Origin of the sequence: Micromonospora chaiyaphumensis (assembly GCF_900091435.1) — a bacterium.
Taxonomy (GTDB): Bacteria; Actinomycetota; Actinomycetes; order Mycobacteriales; family Micromonosporaceae; genus Micromonospora; species Micromonospora chaiyaphumensis.
Genome location: NZ_FMCS01000009.1, coordinates 64953 through 81928 on the forward strand (window position 1 = coordinate 64953; position 16976 = coordinate 81928).

Genomic DNA, 16976 nt, shown 5'->3' on the forward strand with positions numbered 1-16976 from the left:
GGTCGACCTGCCGGCCGACCCCTTTCGGACTGCGGAACAGTTGTCCAACGACGCGCGATGACCCGCGCCGGCGGGCGGTGGGAAACCGCACCGGGACGTCGTGTGTGGCGGGCATCGGCGACCGCGCGGCGGAAATCGTACCGCTCGCGTTCATCCCCCGGCGGGGGTGCTCCCGGAGATCGACCGGCGCCGCGGGGACCCGGTGACGCGCGGGGGCGGCGGGTCAGCTCTGCGTCTTGGCGAGCGGGAACTCCAGCGAGCCGGCCGGGCAGAGGAAGGTGAGCACCTCGACGCGGTAGAGCCCGGCCTGCACCGCCGGGTCGGCCTCCATGACGCTGCGGACGTCGTCGACCGAGCCGGTGCGGGCCAGGCCGAAGCCGATCGGCGGGTCCGGCTCGCGGGCCGGGCCGTCCACCGAGCCGTCGACGAGGACGATGCCCCGCCGTTGCAGCGCCTGGATGTGCCGCAGGTGCTCGGCCTGGAGCCGCTGCACGGTCTCGTCCGGTAGCGCCCGGCCCGACGGTCCCGGGTAGAGCACGATGCACTCGTACGTGTCGAGCGCGAAGTCGAGCCGTGGCGTCGCGGCCATGCGCACCTCCAGACCACCGTCCCGCCCAGCGTCGCACGGCGGTCGCCGCCCCGGGGTCGCTCACGGCAAACTGGCGGGAACACCCGCCCCGGGACGTTGACGGCGGCGATTCGCGGGAAAGACTTCCGGTCGGGGCGGTGACCGCCGCCCCGACGACGACGTTCAGGAGGACCGCCATGGCGACCAGCACCGGGCCCGCGAAGGCCTCGGGCACCTACCGGATCGGCGGTGACCTCCAGGTCGACCGGCTCGGCTACGGGGCCATGCAGCTCACCGGCCCCGGCGTGTGGGGCGATCCGAAGGACCCCGCCGAGGCGGTCCGGGTGCTGCGCCGGGCGTACGAGCTGGGCGTGACCTTCATCGACACCGCCGACTCCTACGGCCCCTTCGTGAGCGAGCTGCTGATCCGGGAGGCGCTGCACCCGTACGCCGAGGATCTGGTCATCGCGACCAAGGCCGGGCTGACCCGCTCCGGCCCGGGCGACTGGCGGCCGGTGGGCCGCCCCGAGTACCTGCGCCAGCAGTGCGAGCTGAGCCTGCGCCACCTGGGTCTGGACTGCATCCCGCTCTACCAGCTGCACCGGATCGACGCGAAGGTGCCGCTGGAGGACCAGCTCGGCGAGCTGGCGCTGCTCCAGCAGGAGGGGAAGGTGCGGCACATCGGGCTCTCCGAGGTGACGGTCGAGCAGATCGAGGCGGCCCAGCGGATCACCCCGATCGTCTCGGTGCAGAACCTCTACAACCTGGCCGACCGCAGCGCGGAGGACGTGCTGGAGCACTGCGAGCGCAACGACCTGGCCTTCATCCCCTGGTTCCCGATCGCCACCGGCAACCTGGCCCGGCCGGGCGGCCCGCTGGACGCGATCTCCACCGACCACGGCGCGACGCCCGCGCAGCTCGCCCTCGCCTGGCTGTTGCGCCGGTCGCCGGTCATGCTTCCCATCCCGGGTACGTCCTCCGTGGCGCACCTGGAGGAGAACGTCGCCGCGGCCGAGGTGCGGCTCACCGACGACGAGTTCGAGTCGCTCGCCAAGGCGACCTGAGCCGGCCCTTTCCGTAGCGTGACCGAGCCGCTACCGTCAGAGGGATTCTCACGCCCGGGACGAGTGGGGGTCCGGAGTGGACGGTTTCGACTATGTCATCGTCGGTGCCGGTGCGGCCGGGTGTGTGCTGGCCAACCGGCTCACCGAGGACCCGGGCACCCGGGTCCTCCTGATCGAGGCGGGTGGCTGGGACCGCAGCCCCTTCGTACGCGTACCCAAGGCGTTCGCCCGCCTCATGGACGACCCGCGCACCGCCTGGCACTATCCGGCGACCGTGGCACCGGGCCGGAGCGAGACCTGGCAGCGGGGCCGGCTGGTCGGCGGCTCGACGGCGATCAACGGCATGATCTGGAGCCGCGGCGCGGCGGCGGACTGGGACGCGCTGGCGCCCCTCGGCTGGGGCTGGTCCACCCTGCGGCCGATCTTCGAACGGCTGGAGGACCACCCGTCGCGCGGCGGCGGCGGCGCGGTGCGGCTGTCCGTCGCCACCGGCACCGACCCGCTCTGCGAGGAGATGCTGGCGACCGGGGCGGAGTTGGGCTGGCGCCGCGTCGACGACCTCGACGCCGGCGACGGCGACGGCGAGCGGATCGGCTACGCCACGGCCACCATCCACGCCGGGCGCCGGGTCACCGCCGCCGACGCCTTCCTGCATCCGGTGCGGAAGCGGCCCAACCTGACCGTCGCGGTCGGCAGCGTCGCGCTGCGGGTGCTCGTGGAGGACGGGCGGGCGGTCGGCGTACGGGTCGCGCACCGGGGGCGGGAGGCCGACCACCGGGCGGCCGCCGAGGTGATCCTCGCGGCGGGCGCCCTGGCCACCCCGCAACTCCTGCAGGTCTCCGGCATCGGGCCCGCCGACACGCTCCGCTCCGCCGGCGTCCCGGTGCTGCTCGACCGGCCCCGGGTGGGGGCGGGCCTGCGGGAGCACCGGCCGATCCCCGTGCAGTACCGGCTCGCGGAGCCCGGCGGCTACAACGCCCGGCTGGGCAGCCGGCTCGGGCAGGCCCGTGCCGCCCTGCGCTACCTGACCACCCGGGGCGGCCCGCTCGCCCTGCCGGTGATGGACGTCGCGGCCCACCTGAAGTCCCGTCCGGAGCTGGACCGCCCGGACGTCCACCTGCTGATGGCGCCCTTCTCGGCGGCGCCCCGGCGCCCCGGCCGCGCGCTGGAACTGGAGCGGGAGCCGGGCCTGCTGTGCCTGGCCACGGTGACCCGGCCCGACAGCGAGGGCAGCCTCGCCGTCACCGGCCCCGACCCCCGCACGCCGCCCGCGATCGTGGCGAACTACTTCGCCACCGCGCACGACCGCCGGGTCGCCGTGGACGCGGTCCGCCGCACGCGGGAACTGTTCGCCACCGGGCCGATCGCCAAGCGGATCGCGGCGGAGACCCTGCCCGGGCCGGCGGTCCAGACCGACGAGGAGATCGTCGAGGCCGGGCGGGTGCACGGCTACTGCGGCTACCACGCCATCGGCACGTGCGCCATGGGCGCCGACGACGAGCACGTCGTCGATCCCCAGCTCCGGGTGCGCGGGGTGGCCGGGCTGCGGGTGGTCGACGCGTCCGTGTTCCCGGCGCTGGTGTCGGGCTGGACCAGCGCGCCCGTGACCGCGCTGGCCTGGCGGGCCGCCGACCTCATCCTCGGCCGGACCACGGAATGACCGAGGGCTCGACGGCCGCCGGCGCGGCGACCGTCGAGCCTGGACCGAGCTCAGACCGCGAAGCAGTTGGGGCGGATCGCGGCGTCGGCGAGCACCTGCCGCACGACGCTGTACGTGGTGCCGTCGAGGACCAGGCCCAGGTGGCCGACGATCCGCAGCGGGCACCACGCCTGCACCAGGACGTTGGTGGCGCCGTCGGCGAGCGCGGCGTTGTCGACCGGGCGGACCAACTCGTCCTGCCAGGTTCGGACGGTGGTCCAGCGGACCGCGCCCGGGGTGTCGTCCCCGCCGTTCAGGTCGGCCAGGAAGCTGGAGCCGATGGACATCTGCTGGCAGGCGACGATGCCCGCGCAGCTGCCCAGTCCCAGGAAGCTGATGATGTTGGCGACGTAGGTGCCCTGCTGCGGGCTGCCCAGGCTGACGTAGTGGCCGACCTTGGCGGCGCCGCCGAGGAACTTGACGTACCAGCGGGAGACCAGGCCGCCCTCGGAGTGGGTGACCAGGTCCACCTTGGCCGCCCCGGTGGTGGCGCGGACCTGGTCCACGTAGGACGAGAGGGCGCGGGCGGACTCGCGGATGTCGCCGAACCCGAGGTTCGGCAACTGGTAGATGGAGACCCGGTAGCCGTCGGCCCGCAGGCGGGCGGCGATCGGCTCGTAGGCGATGGAGATCCCGATGAGGCCGCCGACCACGACGACCGGGTTGGCGCCCGCGGCGGCGAAACCGACGGCGTCGGCCTGGGCGGCCTCGCCGTTGCCGGCGGTGGTGGTGGTCGCGGTGGTGGTGGTGGCCGTTTCGGTGGTGGGCTCGGCGAGGGCGGCGGTGGCCGGGACGAGCAGGGCGGTGACGGCGGTGGTGGCGGCCAGGATCGTTCGGAGCAGCATGGGCTGCACCTCCGGTGGGAGGCCCCGGTGTACCGGGAGGACGGGTGGGGGGATCCGATCGATCGTGGAAACGATGATGCGTGTCCGATTTCACACACGTCAATGGAAAGTTACGCGCGGGTAACCCGTTGTTCCACTGAGAGCACAAATCGGCGTATCGGACAACAGCCACGGTGGTCGAGGGATGGCATGCTGGGCGCCGTGTCCGCCCCACCACCGCCGGAGAAGCCGCTCCGGGTGATGCCCTGGTGGTCGGCGCTGCTCGGGCTGCTGATCGCCGTCCTGCTCGGCTGGCTGGTGCTGGACTGGCTGCTCGCCGAGGCCGACCGGGCCGCCCAGCCCGACACCCGGGCCACGCTGCGCGTCGACGCCATCCGCACCGGCCTCACCGTGGTCGCCGGCACCGGCGGCGGGCTGGCACTGCTGTTCGCCGCCCGCCGGCAGTGGATCAGCGAGCGCGGGCAACGCCACCAGGAGGCCGTCGCCGCCCGCGACCAGGCGCACCGCGACCGGGTGCAGGCGCACGCCGAGGCGGTCGCCGAGGCCGGTCAGCGGCACCAGGAACGGCAGGCCACCGCCGCCGAGCACGACGCCGCCGAGCGGCGGCTCACCGAGCTGTACGTCCGGGCCATCGAGCTGGTCGGCAGCGACAATCCCGCGGTACGCCTCGGCGGCCTGCACGCCCTGGAACGGCTCGGTCAGGACAACCCGGGGCAGCGGCCGACGATCGTGGCGGTGCTCTGCGCGTACCTCCGGATGCCGGCGCCCGGCGACCCGCGCGAGACCGAGGTGCGCCGCACCGCGCAGCGGATGCTCACCCGGCACCTGCACGCGGACCAGGACGGCTGGTGGCCCGGCATCGCGCTGGACCTGACCGGCGCCCGGCTGGACGGCTTCGACGCGGCCGGCTGCACCCTGGTCGACCTGGACCTCACGGGCGCGGTCTGCACCGGCACCACCAGCTTCGCGGGGGCCGTCGTGCATGGACGGCTGCGGTTGACCGCCGAGTTCGCGGACGTCGTGTTCGACGACCTCACGGGCGACGCCGAACTCGTGCTGGACGACGCCCGGTTCACGGGCCGGGCGAGCTTCGACCGGGCCGACCTCGGCGGCGGGCTGTCCTGCCGCGGGACGACCTTCGGCGAGGTCTCCTTCCGCGGCGCCACGCTGCGGCAGCCGAGCAGCTTCGACCGGGCCGCGTTCGCCGACAACGCCAGCTTCCGGGAGGCCGTGTTCCTGGGCGGGCTGTCCATGGAGCACGCCACCTTCGCGACGTACGCGGGCTTCCGCCGGGCACGGTTCGCCGACCTGGCGCTGTTCCGCTGGACCGAGTTCGGCGCGGAGGCCTGGTTCGAGGGGGCCCGCTTCGAGGGGGCCGCCAACTTCGGCCGCGCCGTGTTCCACGGGCGGGCCCGCTTCGAGGGCGCGGTGTTCGCCCGCCGGCCGCTGGTCGACCAGGCCCGCGCGTCGACGTCGATGACCCACGTCTGGCCACCCGACACGACCGTGGGCCGGCGCGACGACGAGTGGCTCGTCCTCACCGACCCCTGATCACCACCATCCTCAGCTCCCCAGCGCCTGGACCTTGGCGATCGTCTCCTGGACGTGCTGCCGGGCCGGCTCACCGCCCTGCGCGGCCTGGGTGAGCGCCTGCCGGTAGGCGTCGATCATGTTGAGCAGCGGTCCCGCCGCCACGCCCTCCAGCGCGCCGGCCACCAGTGCCCGGGCCTCGGCGGCGTCCTGCGCGGCGGCGGCCGTCCGGGCCTTTGCCTCGTCCAGCTTCTGGGCCGCCGCCGCCAGCCTCGCGATGATGTCCGCTGCGCTCACGCGCCCTCCCCGATGTCGGATCGACCGGCAGTCAGCGCTCCGCCACGAAGACGCCTACGCCGCCCACACCTTCCACCAAACCCTCGATCTTGAGGGCGTTGATAGCCTGCCGCACGACAATGGCAGAGACGTCGTGCTGGCGGCAGAGTTCTGACGTGGACGGCAACTTGTCGCCCGGCGCGAGGTCGCCGGACTCGATCTGCGCGCGGATGCCGTCGGCGATCTGCGCCCATTTGGCTTTGGCGGGCATTGGTGTCTCCCAGGTCTGCACCGCCATTCGATCACGCTCCAGCTTGTTATAGCAAGCAATGTGCGGAGGGTGCTTGCGCATGCATGACCTGTTATATACGCTCCCCCTGACCGGCTCCCAGGTCTGCAAACCCGAGTTGGTCGTTCCCACCGCGCAGAGCGCCCGGCCGGCCGGTCCCCCTGGACGGCCGGGCGTGCCCGTGGCCTCCCGGCGGTCACCCGTCGCGCCCGACCTCTCCCCCGCCCCGGCAAGGAGACCAACATGGACGACGCCGAAGATCCGTCGACGCTCGGTGGAACACCATGGGTGTCACGGGATCCGGATGACACCCATAGCGTTCCACCGACCGGCCGGGCGGGCCGCGACGGCCGGCGGACCTTCGTGTCGCGGCAGGATCTGGAGGACGCCGACGACGTCCTCTTCGCCCATCCGCCCCGGAAGGTGACCCGGTGGCTGTGCGGCTGCGGCGAGGAGTACCCGTGCACGGAGGTGCGCTTCGCCCAACTGGTCCGCCACGCGCGCGTGCGACCCGCCTCCTGATCAGGTCAGCAGCCGGAACACGACCAGATAGAGGCAGAACAGCGACGGCGCCACCAGCGCGCAGATCACGAACCCGAGCGGCACGTACCGCCCCGGCGGCGCCTCGCCGCCGAGCACCGGGCGGCCCCAGCGCCCGAGCACCAGGTGCCCGGTCAGGAAGGACAGCAGCGGGACGCCGGCGCACGACACGGCGGCCACCAGGTCCAGCCCGGTCGCCGGCAGCGGCGAGCCGATCAGCGCCACCAGCATGAGCAGCGAGCCGGCCAGCGCGCAGGCCGCGTAGACGGCCACCGCCCGGGTCGGCGCCGACCACGTGGGCAGCAGCACGGGCCGCCGCGCCAGCAGCTCGGCCAGTTCCCCGTGCCGGTCGGCCTCGTCGGCCAGCCGCCCGGCCGCGGCCAGCTCGGCCGCCGGGTCACCCACCCGCGGACCCGGCACGGTCCCTTCGGGATACGCCCCGACCCCCGGCCGGCCCGGCGCGGCGGCTGCGCCGCCGGTCACCCCGCCCCCGGATCCGGGCGCCTGCGCCCCGCCCGGCACGGGCGTGACCGGTCCCGAGACAGGGGCCGCCGATCCCGTCGCATGTGCGGCGGGTGCCGTGGAAGGCTGCGCCGGTTCCACCTCCGACGGAGCGCCCACCGGGACCGCCGGCGCGTCCGGGCTCTCGGCCGGTACGGAGCGCATGGGCAGGTTGATGGCCTGGCCGAGCTGGTCGAGACGCTGCCCCTGGGCGGCGAGGCGCCGGCCGAGCTGGTCCACGGTGGACTGGAGGGTGCGGCGGCGTTCCGCCTCGGCGGCGACCGCCCGCTCGCCGCCCCGCTGCCGGGTGGAGAGCTCCCGCAGCAGGGCCGCGTACTCGTCGAAGCCGCTCACGACTCGTCCCCGTCGGCGGCGAAGGGCACGGCCAGGGCGGTGCGGTGCTCGTGCCGGTCGACCAGCAGGGCCCGGCCGTCGCGCGGGGCGTAGCCGAGGTCGTGCACGCCCAGGTGCAGCCCGAGGTCGGCGGCGGGCACGTTGAGCGCCACGAGGCAGGCCACGTCGTCGCGGTTCTGGCTGCCGCCGAGATCCTCGGCGAGCCGGCGCAGCCCGCGCCACCAGCCGAGCAGGTGCACCCCGTGCGCGGGGCCCTGGCGCAGCACCGCCCGCAGGTCGTCGTGCCCGGACCGGAACGTCTCCGGGTCGGTCGCGGCGAGCGCCCCGGCCGCGGCGTCCATCCCGAACACCACCAGGTAGGTCCGGCCGGTGCCCGGAGCGGACCCGGCGGCCAGGTCGGCGAGGTGGGTGCGCAGGGCCCCGGCGTCGAGGCGGCGGACCGGGTGGCCGGCGGCGGCGAGGGTCATGGCCAGGTCGTCGGCGGTCTCCGTGGTCCCGGGCGCCAGCGGCGCGAACAGGAAGCGGGCCGTGCCGGGGGCGTGCTGCCGGGCCAGGCTGAGGGCGGCCGACCGGAGCACGTCGACCCCGCTCGTGGCGGTGCCGATCACGGCCAGGTGCCGGCCGGGGCTGGCGTCGAGGCGGAACCCGGCGGGGCTGCCGGCCACGTCGACGGTGCGGCCGACGAGGGCGAGCGGCGGCTCGTCGCCGGGGGCCAGGGCGGCCCAGGCGGGATCGTCGGCGAGGCGGGGGGTCTCGTAGCCGCGGAAGACCGCGGGTGGGCGGGCACCGGCGGGCCGGGCGGCGAACAGCTCGTGGCGCAGGGCGGCGAGCTCGGCCGCGGCGGCGTGCGCGTCGGGGAAGTGGACCTCGGTGTCCGCGCCGGCCGTGCCCCCGGCGGTGTTGACCACGGCGGTGCCGAGGGTCAGCGTCTTCGCGGCGTCGTTGAGCGGGTCGAGGACGCCGCCGCCACCGGGCAGCGCGACCCGGAGCGGGAACTGGCCGAAGATCGCCTCGGCCCGGCCGTAAAGGGCCTCGATGCCGGTGGTGCTCTGGCTGGCCAGCACCAGGTGCAGGCCGTACGAGCGGCCCTTGCGGGCCAGCTCCTCGATGAGGTCGACGGCCTGCCGGGCCAGCGGGTCGTTGCCGGCGAACAGCACGTGGAACTCGTCGACCACGGTGACGATCCGGGGCGGCCGGGCGTTCGGCGGCAGGTCGGCCAGCTTGCTGACGCCGTGCCGCTTGAGCAGGTCGGCCCGGCGGGTCAGCTCGGCGCGCAGCTCGCGGAGCGCGGCCACGCCGTACTCGCGGTCGGACTCGATGCCGACCGCGCGGGCGTGCGGCAGCCAGGACGGGTCCCGCTCGGTGGGCACGAACTCGGTGAAGCTGACCCCCTCCTTGAAGTCGAGGAGGAAGAGCTGGAGTTCGGCCGGCGAGTAGCGGGCGGCCAGCCCGTAGAGCACGTCGAGCAGGAAGACCGTCTTGCCGGCGCCGGTGCGACCACCGACCAGCCAGTGCGGGGTGGCGTCGTCGAAGGACACCGTGACCTGTTCCCGGGCCCGGCCGAGCACGGTACGCAGCCCGGTGGCGGACGACTCGGCCCAGCGCCGGGCCGGCAGCAGGTCGGCGAAGGTGACCGTGGTGGCCCGCCGGACGGCCTCGCCGAGCCGCCGGGCCAACCCGGTCACGGCGGCGTGGGAGGGGTCGCCGTCGAGCAGCACCGGGGCGGCCAGGCCGCTGCCGTCGGCGCTGAACGGGCGGCCGGGCGGGTCGCCGACCAGGGCGTACCGCTCGTTGAGCCGGAGCTGCGTGGTGGCGCCCAGCGGCGGGGCCTCCCCCGGTCCGGCCGGCCGGTGGCCGGCCAGCAGCACGCAGACCGCCGCGGCCGGCCCGGCGTGGGTGAGCGCGGCGAGCCGGGCCAGCTCGCGCGGCGGCGGGGCGGACGCGGCGACGACCAGCAGCAGTTCCCGGTCCTCGGGTGCGGCCGCCAGGGCGGTCCGGGCGTGCCGTTCCGCGGCGTCGAGCAGGGCGGTCGTCTCCGCGACGGTGGTGGCGGCCGGGCCGAGCACGCCGGCGTCGAGCAGGGGGCGCAGCGGCAGGAAGGCGGCGCCGAACGCGGCCGGGTCGATGCCGGCCACCCGGACCGTGCCGGCCGGCGCGGCGGCGAGCAGCCGCACCACCACGGCCCGCAGCAGCTCGCCGACCCGGGGGTCCCGGGCGTCGGTGTCGATCGCGAGGTGGGCGCCCGCACCCAGTGGCACGAGCACCGGGAAGCCGCCGTCCACGGTGGTCGCCTCGCCGAGGCGTACCGGAACGGGGTGGGTGGCGGCGCGGGCGGTGCCGGGCACGGGGGTGGCCAGCTCACCGCCGAGCCGGGCCAGCCGGGCGACCAGCTCGGGGCTGCCCACGGGTGCCGGGCCGGCGGCGGCCAGTGCCCGCCGGGCGACCTCCCAGCGGCGCAGGGCCTGCCGGTGCAGGGCGACCGCCTGCCGGTACGCCGTCGCGAGCCTGCCCACCGTCCGCCCTCCGACGCCGCCGTACCGATCGAAGGGAACCCTAACGGACGCGCGGCGGCCGGGCACAGTACGCGGCACGCACCCGACGTTGGCCCACTGTTCACCCGCCGGTGGTCGTTTCCGCCGGACGCCGTTCCCCCGGCCGCATTTGCCTGTGCCCTGAGCAACGCTCTGAACAGGAAGGCGACGACGTGACCTCCTCCCCCATCTCCCGGCGGGCCGTGCTGCACGGCGGCGCGGCCGCCGGTCTCGGCATCGTGGTGGCCGGCAGCCTGGACGCCATCGCCGGCCCGGCCGTGGCCCGGGCCGCGACCCGCACGGCGGTCGGCTACGGCGACCTCGTGCCGGACCCGGCCGGCCTGCTGGCCCTGCCCCCGGGCTTCTCCTACACCATCGTGGCCCAGGCCGGCGTGACCCTGCTGGAGTCCGGCCAGGCCACCCCGAGCGACGCGGACGGCACCGGCTGCTTCCGCTCGCCCAACGGGTCGGTGCTGGTGAACAACCACGAGATCGGCGGTGGCGAACCGTTCCCGGTGCCGGCGCTGGCCGGCCTGACCTACGACCCGGGCGCCCGTGGTGGCACCACCACCATCGAGGTGGACGGGCGGGGCCGGCGGCTGCGCGAGTACGTCAGCGTGGCCGGCACGCACAACAACTGCGCCGGGGGCATCACCCCGTGGGGCACCTGGCTGACCTGCGAGGAGACCGAGCAGAAAGCCGGCGGGCAGTACCTGAAGGATCACGGGTACGTGTTCGAGGTGGACCCGCACGACCGGGCCGCCAACCAGAACCCGGTGGCGCTGAAGTTCCTCGGCCGCTACTCGCACGAGGCCGTGGCCGTGGACCCGTACACCCACGCCATCTACCTCACCGAGGACGCGGGCGGCCCGAACGGCCTCTACTTCCGCTGGACCCCGCCGGCCGGTTTCCGGGCCGGCAAGGGCGCGCTGCGCGCGCTCGCGCAGCGGCCGGACGGTGACACCGCCGGCAGCCTCCAGGCGATGAGCTGCTTCCGGGGCAGCCAGCACGTGGCCGACCTGTCCGAGGCCACCACGCCGGGCACCCGCTACAAGGTGCAGTGGGTGGACGTGCCGGACCGGGACGCCAAGACGGTCTCCGTGCGCAAGCAGTTCACCGACGACGAGGTGACCCGCAGCCGGAAGCTGGAGGGCGCCTGGTGGGCCGACGGTGGCGCGTACTTCGTGGCCAGCTTCGCCCGGCACGACGACGGCAGCGTCAACGAGCACGACGGCCAGGTGTGGTTCTACGACCCGCGCACCGAGACCGTGACACTGAAGACCATCTTCGGGGTGAACACCGACCCGGACGCCGACAACGGCAACTTCGACGGGCCGGACAACATCACCGTCTCCCCGTACGGCGGGGTGATCCTGGCCGAGGACGGCGAGGGCGTGTCACACCTGGTCGGCGTGACCGAGCAGGGCAAGGCGTACCCGCTGGCCCGCAACGAGCTCAACGACAGCGAGTTCACCGGTCCGACGTTCAGCGCGGACGGGAAGATCCTGTTCGCCAACATCCAGTCGCCGGGCTACGTCTTCGCGATCACCGGCCCCTGGGGCCGGCCGAGCAACGCGGACGTCGACGCGTCCTGACCCGACGGTGACGGCCGGCGGCGCCACGGGGGCCGCCGGCCGTCACGCCGTCAGCGGGGGCGGCAGCCCGGGTCGGGGCCGCCGTCGGCCACCCCTCAGGCGTACACCTCGACCGGTGGGGCGGCCACGTCGGGCACCCGGGCCACGGTGAGCAGCGCCAGCCGCTTGGCGACCGGCTCGCCGGAGTCCGGGGCGTACCGGATCAGCCCGCCCACCCCCGGGTAGCCGCCGGCGGCGTTCTGCCGCAGCACCTCGGCGTGCACCCCGACCGGGTTGACGGAGCGGGGGTCCCAGGGGCGACCGGTGTCGGCGTGCCGCAGCCGGGCGGCGAGGCTCTCCAGCGCGCGCACCACCATCATGGCGGCGTCGTAGGCGAGGCTGACCCGCTCACCGACCGGCGCGTTGACGCCGTCGCGGCAGCGCGGCGGGTCGAGCAGGTCGTCCGCGCCGATCCAGGTGAGGAAGCTGCCCCGGGCGTCGTCCCGCCGGGCCTGCGCGGCCCGCAGCGCGGCACAGGTGGCCAGGGCGGCCTTCGACACGTACGTGACCGGCACGTTGCCGGGGGCGCTGGCGCGCAGCCCCGGGTTGGCCATGTAGCGGTTGACCGAGTCGTCGGCCACCAGGTGGCGGGGCGGGTCGTTGCCACACTCCTTGAGCGCCCGCAGGAAGCCGTCGAACTCGGACCAGCGCCCGGCGAAGAAGAGCATCCCGGTGTAGCCGCACTCCTGTGTCATCCGCCGCCCGCTGCGCCACTCGTCGAGCCGGGTGAGCCGGTTGCCGAACCGTTCCCGCAGCCCGTCGACCAGGGTGGCGACGTAGAGGTCCTCGTCGAGCGAACTGCCCTCGCCGGTGGTCCAGTAGACGTGCGCCTCACCCACCCGCAGCACCTGCCGGGCGTACGCCTCGACCATCCGGGCCTGCTCCCGGTTGGGCGCCGACATGGCCAGGTAGAGGCTGGAGTTGGCGTCCATCCGGTCGGCCGACAGGGTGGGCGCGAGCACCGGCAGGCCGACCCGGTTGAGCTCCCGCAGCGCCGACGCCGTGCTGGTGCGGCTGTCCACGAGCCCCACCACGCCGAGGACCGTGGGATCGTCGCGGGCCAGCCCCTCCAGCAGCCGGACCGCGTCGCCGGCGTGCCGCATCTGCCGGCCGGCGTTGGCCACCACGATGTGCAGCAGCGCCGCGTCGTCCGCCGCCGCCGACTCCTTGAGCAGCGCGTACTGGGCGGTCGCCATCCCCTCCAGTTCCTCGCGCTCGGAGACGTAGGACTCCTCGTCGGCCCGGGTGCGGTTGCCGGTGAGGCTGCCCAGGTAGACGAGGGTGAGGTAGGGCCGGCGGTGGTCGCTGCGCCGCCACACCTCCTCGGCGGCCCGGTTCTGCGCGAAGATCCGCCGCTGCACCGCGCGGAGCCGGTCCTGCCCGGGCTCGCTGTTGAAGACCTGGCCGGCCGTGTCGCTGTAGCCGATGCACTCGCCGCCCACCAGCCGCACGCTCACCCGGTCGGCCGGCCACGGGCGGCAGTCCGGCGCCCACCGGCCGGTGGCCCACACGGCCACGCCGGCCAGCAGCACCAGCACCACCGCGGCCGGCAGGAACCGCCGCGACCACCAGGGCGGTTCCGGGGCGACCAGCGCCGGCGGGGCCACGCCCACCGGGCCGCCGACGTCGTCGGCGTCGATCCGCAGCACCAGGAGCCAGGCGCCGGCGCGGCGCAGCCGCCGGATCTCCGGCAGCGCCTCGGCCCACTCCTCGTACGCCTCCTCGGCGTGCCCCACGGGCCGGGTGGCGGCCCGCTCCGGCGGCGGCCCGGCGGCGACCGCCACCACGAGCAGGGGATCGTTGCGGCCGGTCTCGTTGCGCACCTCGTCGAGCAGGCGGACCAGGGTGTGCCCCACGTTGTCCGGCCGCACCCCGTCGAGCAGCAGCACCGGGTACGCCGTGCGCCGCCAGTCCCCCGGCCGCCAGAACCGCCGCCGGTACGCCTGCCGCAGGTCCTCCAGGAAGGCGTGCAGCAGCAGCTTCTGCACCTGGGCGGGGTGCTCGCCGTCGCGCCAACCGGCGGTGAGCCGCTCGGCGAAGCCGAGGAACGTCACAGACTGCCGGGGCGCCAGGTACTGCTGCCGCATGAACCAGCGGTACTGCCGCCCGAACACCGGCACCCGGCCCGAGACGGCGATCCGGAAGAGCACGCTCGGCATCGCCCGGCGCAGCAGCCAGAGCAGCAGCTGGAGCGCGGTGCCGACGGCCGACCCGCCGCCCACCTGGGGATCGTCGCCGGCCCGCCGGCCCCGCCAGTCGCGCAGCCGGTGGACCAGCGCGGCCCGGCCGCTGTCCGCGGCGTCCACGCCGACGGCCAGGGTCTGGTGCATCAGCCAGTCGGCCAGCGGGTAGTGCCGGAACCGCAACCGGGCCGCCCCGAACGCCTCCACGGAGAGCTGCCGGTGCAGCTCGCGCAGCACGCCCGCGACGTCGTCGGGCCCCGGGCGGGCCGCCAGATCCAGCACGGCGTGCGGCACGCGCCGCCGGTTGCCCTGGCCGACGAAGCGGCGCAGCAGGGCGCCCACGACGCCGTCCCCCGCCGGCCGGACCAGCCAGAGCAGGGGCAGCCGGCGGTCGCCGCGGCGGGGTCGCCGGAGCAGCCGCGCCAGCAGGGAGAGCAGTTCGAGGCCGCCCGCCGGAAGCTTCTCCCGGGCGGGCCGGGGCCGGGTCGCCGGTTCGCGCATGGTCACCTCCGGGTCACGGCGGGTGTCGCACCATTGTCGACACCCGGCGCAACGCGGGGAACTCCCGGCGTCCCTCGTGGACCGTCCGGGTCAGCGGGTCGCGGCGGGGTGGCGCAGGCCGTCCAGGGCGATGGTCAGCACCCGGTCGCGCTGGGCCGGCTCGAAGAACTGGTAGGCCATGATGCCGCTGACCAGCCGCACCACGTCGTCGAAGGTGGCGTCCGGGCGGGCCACCCCGGCCTCCTGGGCGCGGCGCAGCAGCGGCTCGCCGGCGGCGTAGATCTCGGTGCGGCAGCTGCGGAACACCTCGGAGTCGTGCACCAGCTCCTCGGCGAGGGCCCGCTTGGTGCCGACGTAGGCGACGAACCGGTGCAGCCAGGCGACCAGGGCGTCCCACGGCGAGCGGTCGGCCAGGTCGGCGGCCGAGGCGCTGAGCGCGCGCACCTCCTCGACGTAGACCGCCTCGAACAGGTCACGCCGCTTCGGGAAGTTCCGGTAGAGCGTGCCGATGCCGACCCCGGCCCGCCGGGCGATCTCCTCCAGGGACGCGCCGGCGCCGCACTCGCCGAACACCTCCTGGGCGGCGGCGATCAGCGCGTCGTAGTTGCGCCGGGCGTCGGCCCGCTTCGGGCGCCGGGCGAAAACCTCGCCCAGCTGGTCAGCGCTGGCCATGACGGGCGTCACCCCTCTCCCCTTGCAAACGGAGGCACCCCTCCGCTACGTTAGTGGAGGCACCCCTCCGGAACTGACCGGAGCCTTGCCTCCGGATAGCTTACTCCGGCTTTCCCCGCCGATCCCACCCACCGCGGTCGGCGAACCAGACATCGGACCCGGGAGGTCCCACCATGCCCGCAACCCGCTGAGACACCTCGTGGGCCCGCCACCGTCGCCACCTCCGCGCGAGCGGCCCCCGGAACACCTTCCCCACGTCATGCGAACGGGAGCCAATTCCGTGATCGACACCGTCCGGCGCGACTCGCGCCGGTTGACCTTCCTCGTCCTCGCCGCCGGCGCCGGCTTCTTCGCGATGCTCCAGTCGCTGATCACGCCGGTGCTGCCCACCATCCAGCACGACCTGCACACCTCGCAGAACACCGTGACCTGGGTGCTGACCGCCTATCTGCTGTCCGCGTCGATCTTCACCCCGGTCCTCGGCCGGGTCGGCGACATGGTCGGCAAGGAACGGACCCTGGTCGTCTCCCTCGCCGCGCTCGCGCTGGGCTGCCTGCTGGCGGCCGTCGCGCCCAACATCGGCATGCTCATCGTCGCCCGGGTCGTCCAGGGCATCGGCGGGGCGGTCTTCCCGCTCTCCTTCGGCATCATCCGCGACGAGTTCCCCGCCGCCCGGGTGAGCTCGGCCGTCGCGGCGATCTCGGCGATCGTCGCCGCCGGCGGCGGCCTCGGCGTCGTGCTGGCCGGGCCGATCGTCGCGACCCTGGGCTACCGCTGGCTGTTCTGGATCCCGATGGTCGTCGTCGGCCTCACCGCCCTCGCGGCACACCGCTTCGTGCCGGAGTCGCCGGTGCGTACCCCCGGCCGGGTCAGCTGGGCGGCCACCCTGCTCCTCTCCGGCTGGCTGGTGGCGCTGCTGCTGCCGGTCAGCAAGGGCGCCACGTGGGGCTGGACGTCCGGCCGGGTGATCGGCCTGCTGGCGCTCGCCGCCGTGCTCCTGGCCGGCTGGCTGGTGGCCGAGGCCCGCTCGGCGAACCCGCTCATCGACATGCGGATGATGCGCCTGCCCGCGGTCTGGACGACCAACCTGGTCGCCCTGCTCTACGGCGCGTCGATGTTCTCCGTCTACGCCTTCCTGCCGCAGTTCGTGCAGATCCCCGCCAGCGCCGGCTACGGCTTCGGCGCGAGCGTCACCCAGGCCGGGCTGCTCATGCTGCCCATGCTGGTCGGCATGTTCGTGGCCGGCCTCGTCGCCGGCCGGCTGGCGGCCCGGTTCAGCGCCAAGGCGCAGCTCACCACCGGCGCCGTGTTCAACGTGCTCGCCGCCGCCATGCTGACCGTCGCGCACGACACCCGCTGGGAGATCGGCGTGGCCGGCGGCCTGGTGGGACTCGGCATCGGGCTGGCCTTCGCCTCGATGGCCAACCTCATCGTGGCCAGCGTCCCGGCCCGCCAGACCGGCGTGGCCACCGGCATGAACGCCAACATCCGCACCATCGGCGGCGCGATCGGCGCCGCGGTGGCCAGCAGCGTGATCACGGCGCACCCGCAGGCGAGCGGGCTGCCCCGGGAGGCCGGCTTCACCATGGGCTTCCTGCTGCTGACCGGCATCTCCCTCGCCGCCGCGCTGGCCGCCCTGGCGGTCCCCTCCGGCCGCCGGGCGGCACGGGCACGGCACGGCCGGCCGCCGGCGCGGAGCACCGAGCCGGAGCTGGCCGGCGAACTGGTGCCGGCGCGCTGACCGGGCCGGAACCCGGGGCCCCAGGCGTCCCGGGTTCCGGCGGGCGGC

Annotated in this window: 14 protein-coding genes; 6 read left to right on the forward strand and 8 right to left on the reverse strand. The window is 75.1% G+C overall.

Annotated elements, in window-relative coordinates:
* Positions 1 to 223 precede the first annotated feature (223 nt).
* Entirely contained in the window at positions 224 to 589 is a 366-nt protein-coding gene (locus GA0070214_RS23015; protein ID WP_091267866.1) for a YciI family protein, read from the reverse strand.
* 176 nt (positions 590 to 765) lie between these two features.
* On the opposite strand from GA0070214_RS23015, the gene GA0070214_RS23020 reads away from it, so the two are divergent.
* Complete coding sequence (locus tag GA0070214_RS23020) at positions 766 to 1632, forward strand: aldo/keto reductase (RefSeq protein ID WP_091267870.1); 867 nt, start codon at positions 766 to 768, stop codon at positions 1630 to 1632.
* A gap of 76 nt (positions 1633 to 1708) precedes the next feature.
* On the forward strand, positions 1709 to 3292 hold the full coding sequence (locus tag GA0070214_RS23025) for a GMC family oxidoreductase (RefSeq protein WP_091267873.1): 1584 nt from the start codon (positions 1709 to 1711) through the stop codon (positions 3290 to 3292).
* A gap of 50 nt (positions 3293 to 3342) precedes the next feature.
* Here the strand turns inward: GA0070214_RS23025 and GA0070214_RS23030 are convergent, their stop codons facing one another.
* Positions 3343 to 4176 carry an esterase/lipase family protein gene (locus tag GA0070214_RS23030; protein WP_091267876.1) on the reverse strand — a complete coding sequence of 278 codons (834 nt, stop codon included), beginning with the start codon at positions 4174 to 4176 and terminating at the stop codon, positions 3343 to 3345.
* 201 nt (positions 4177 to 4377) lie between these two features.
* Between GA0070214_RS23030 and GA0070214_RS23035 the strand changes: the two genes are divergently transcribed.
* Positions 4378 to 5727 (forward strand): pentapeptide repeat-containing protein, encoded by a 1350-nt coding sequence (locus GA0070214_RS23035; RefSeq protein ID WP_139141897.1) that lies wholly within the window; start codon positions 4378 to 4380, stop codon positions 5725 to 5727.
* A gap of 12 nt (positions 5728 to 5739) precedes the next feature.
* Here the strand turns inward: GA0070214_RS23035 and GA0070214_RS23040 are convergent, their stop codons facing one another.
* A complete protein-coding gene (locus GA0070214_RS23040) occupies positions 5740 to 6003 on the reverse strand; it encodes a DUF6244 family protein (protein ID WP_091267883.1) in 264 nt (87 codons plus the stop codon).
* 31 nt (positions 6004 to 6034) lie between these two features.
* On the reverse strand, positions 6035 to 6280 hold the full coding sequence (locus tag GA0070214_RS23045) for a winged helix-turn-helix domain-containing protein (RefSeq protein ID WP_091267885.1): 246 nt from the start codon (positions 6278 to 6280) through the stop codon (positions 6035 to 6037).
* 234 nt (positions 6281 to 6514) lie between these two features.
* On the opposite strand from GA0070214_RS23045, the gene GA0070214_RS31570 reads away from it, so the two are divergent.
* Positions 6515 to 6793: a hypothetical protein gene (locus tag GA0070214_RS31570; RefSeq protein WP_139141898.1), complete on the forward strand. Its 279-nt coding sequence runs from the start codon at positions 6515 to 6517 to the stop codon at positions 6791 to 6793.
* Here GA0070214_RS31570 and GA0070214_RS23050 read toward each other — a convergent pair whose 3' ends face one another.
* Both GA0070214_RS23050 and GA0070214_RS23055 read right to left on the reverse strand, forming a co-directional pair.
* Complete coding sequence (locus GA0070214_RS23050; RefSeq protein WP_091267888.1) at positions 6794 to 7666, reverse strand: hypothetical protein; 873 nt, start codon at positions 7664 to 7666, stop codon at positions 6794 to 6796.
* Positions 7663 to 10179 carry an FtsK/SpoIIIE domain-containing protein gene (locus tag GA0070214_RS23055; protein WP_091267891.1) on the reverse strand — a complete coding sequence of 839 codons (2517 nt, stop codon included), beginning with the start codon at positions 10177 to 10179 and terminating at the stop codon, positions 7663 to 7665. The genes GA0070214_RS23050 and GA0070214_RS23055 overlap by 4 nt, the downstream gene beginning before the upstream one ends.
* A gap of 191 nt (positions 10180 to 10370) precedes the next feature.
* Between GA0070214_RS23055 and GA0070214_RS23060 the strand changes: the two genes are divergently transcribed.
* Positions 10371 to 11792, forward strand: coding sequence for an alkaline phosphatase PhoX (locus tag GA0070214_RS23060; RefSeq protein ID WP_091267893.1), 1422 nt, complete (start codon positions 10371 to 10373; stop codon positions 11790 to 11792).
* Between the two features lie 95 nt (positions 11793 to 11887).
* Here GA0070214_RS23060 and GA0070214_RS23065 read toward each other — a convergent pair whose 3' ends face one another.
* Positions 11888 to 14515, reverse strand: coding sequence for a type 1 periplasmic-binding domain-containing protein (locus GA0070214_RS23065; protein ID WP_091267895.1), 2628 nt, complete (start codon positions 14513 to 14515; stop codon positions 11888 to 11890).
* 90 nt (positions 14516 to 14605) lie between these two features.
* The gene (locus GA0070214_RS23070) at positions 14606 to 15187 is read right to left on the reverse strand and encodes a TetR/AcrR family transcriptional regulator (protein WP_167364321.1); all 582 of its coding nucleotides are present in this window, start codon (positions 15185 to 15187) and stop codon (positions 14606 to 14608) included.
* A 280-nt stretch (positions 15188 to 15467) separates the two neighbouring features.
* Here GA0070214_RS23070 and GA0070214_RS23075 point away from each other — a divergent pair, with 280 nt between their 5' ends.
* Positions 15468 to 16928 carry an MFS transporter gene (locus tag GA0070214_RS23075; RefSeq protein WP_091267901.1) on the forward strand — a complete coding sequence of 487 codons (1461 nt, stop codon included), beginning with the start codon at positions 15468 to 15470 and terminating at the stop codon, positions 16926 to 16928.
* The last annotated feature ends 48 nt before the right edge of the window (positions 16929 to 16976 follow it).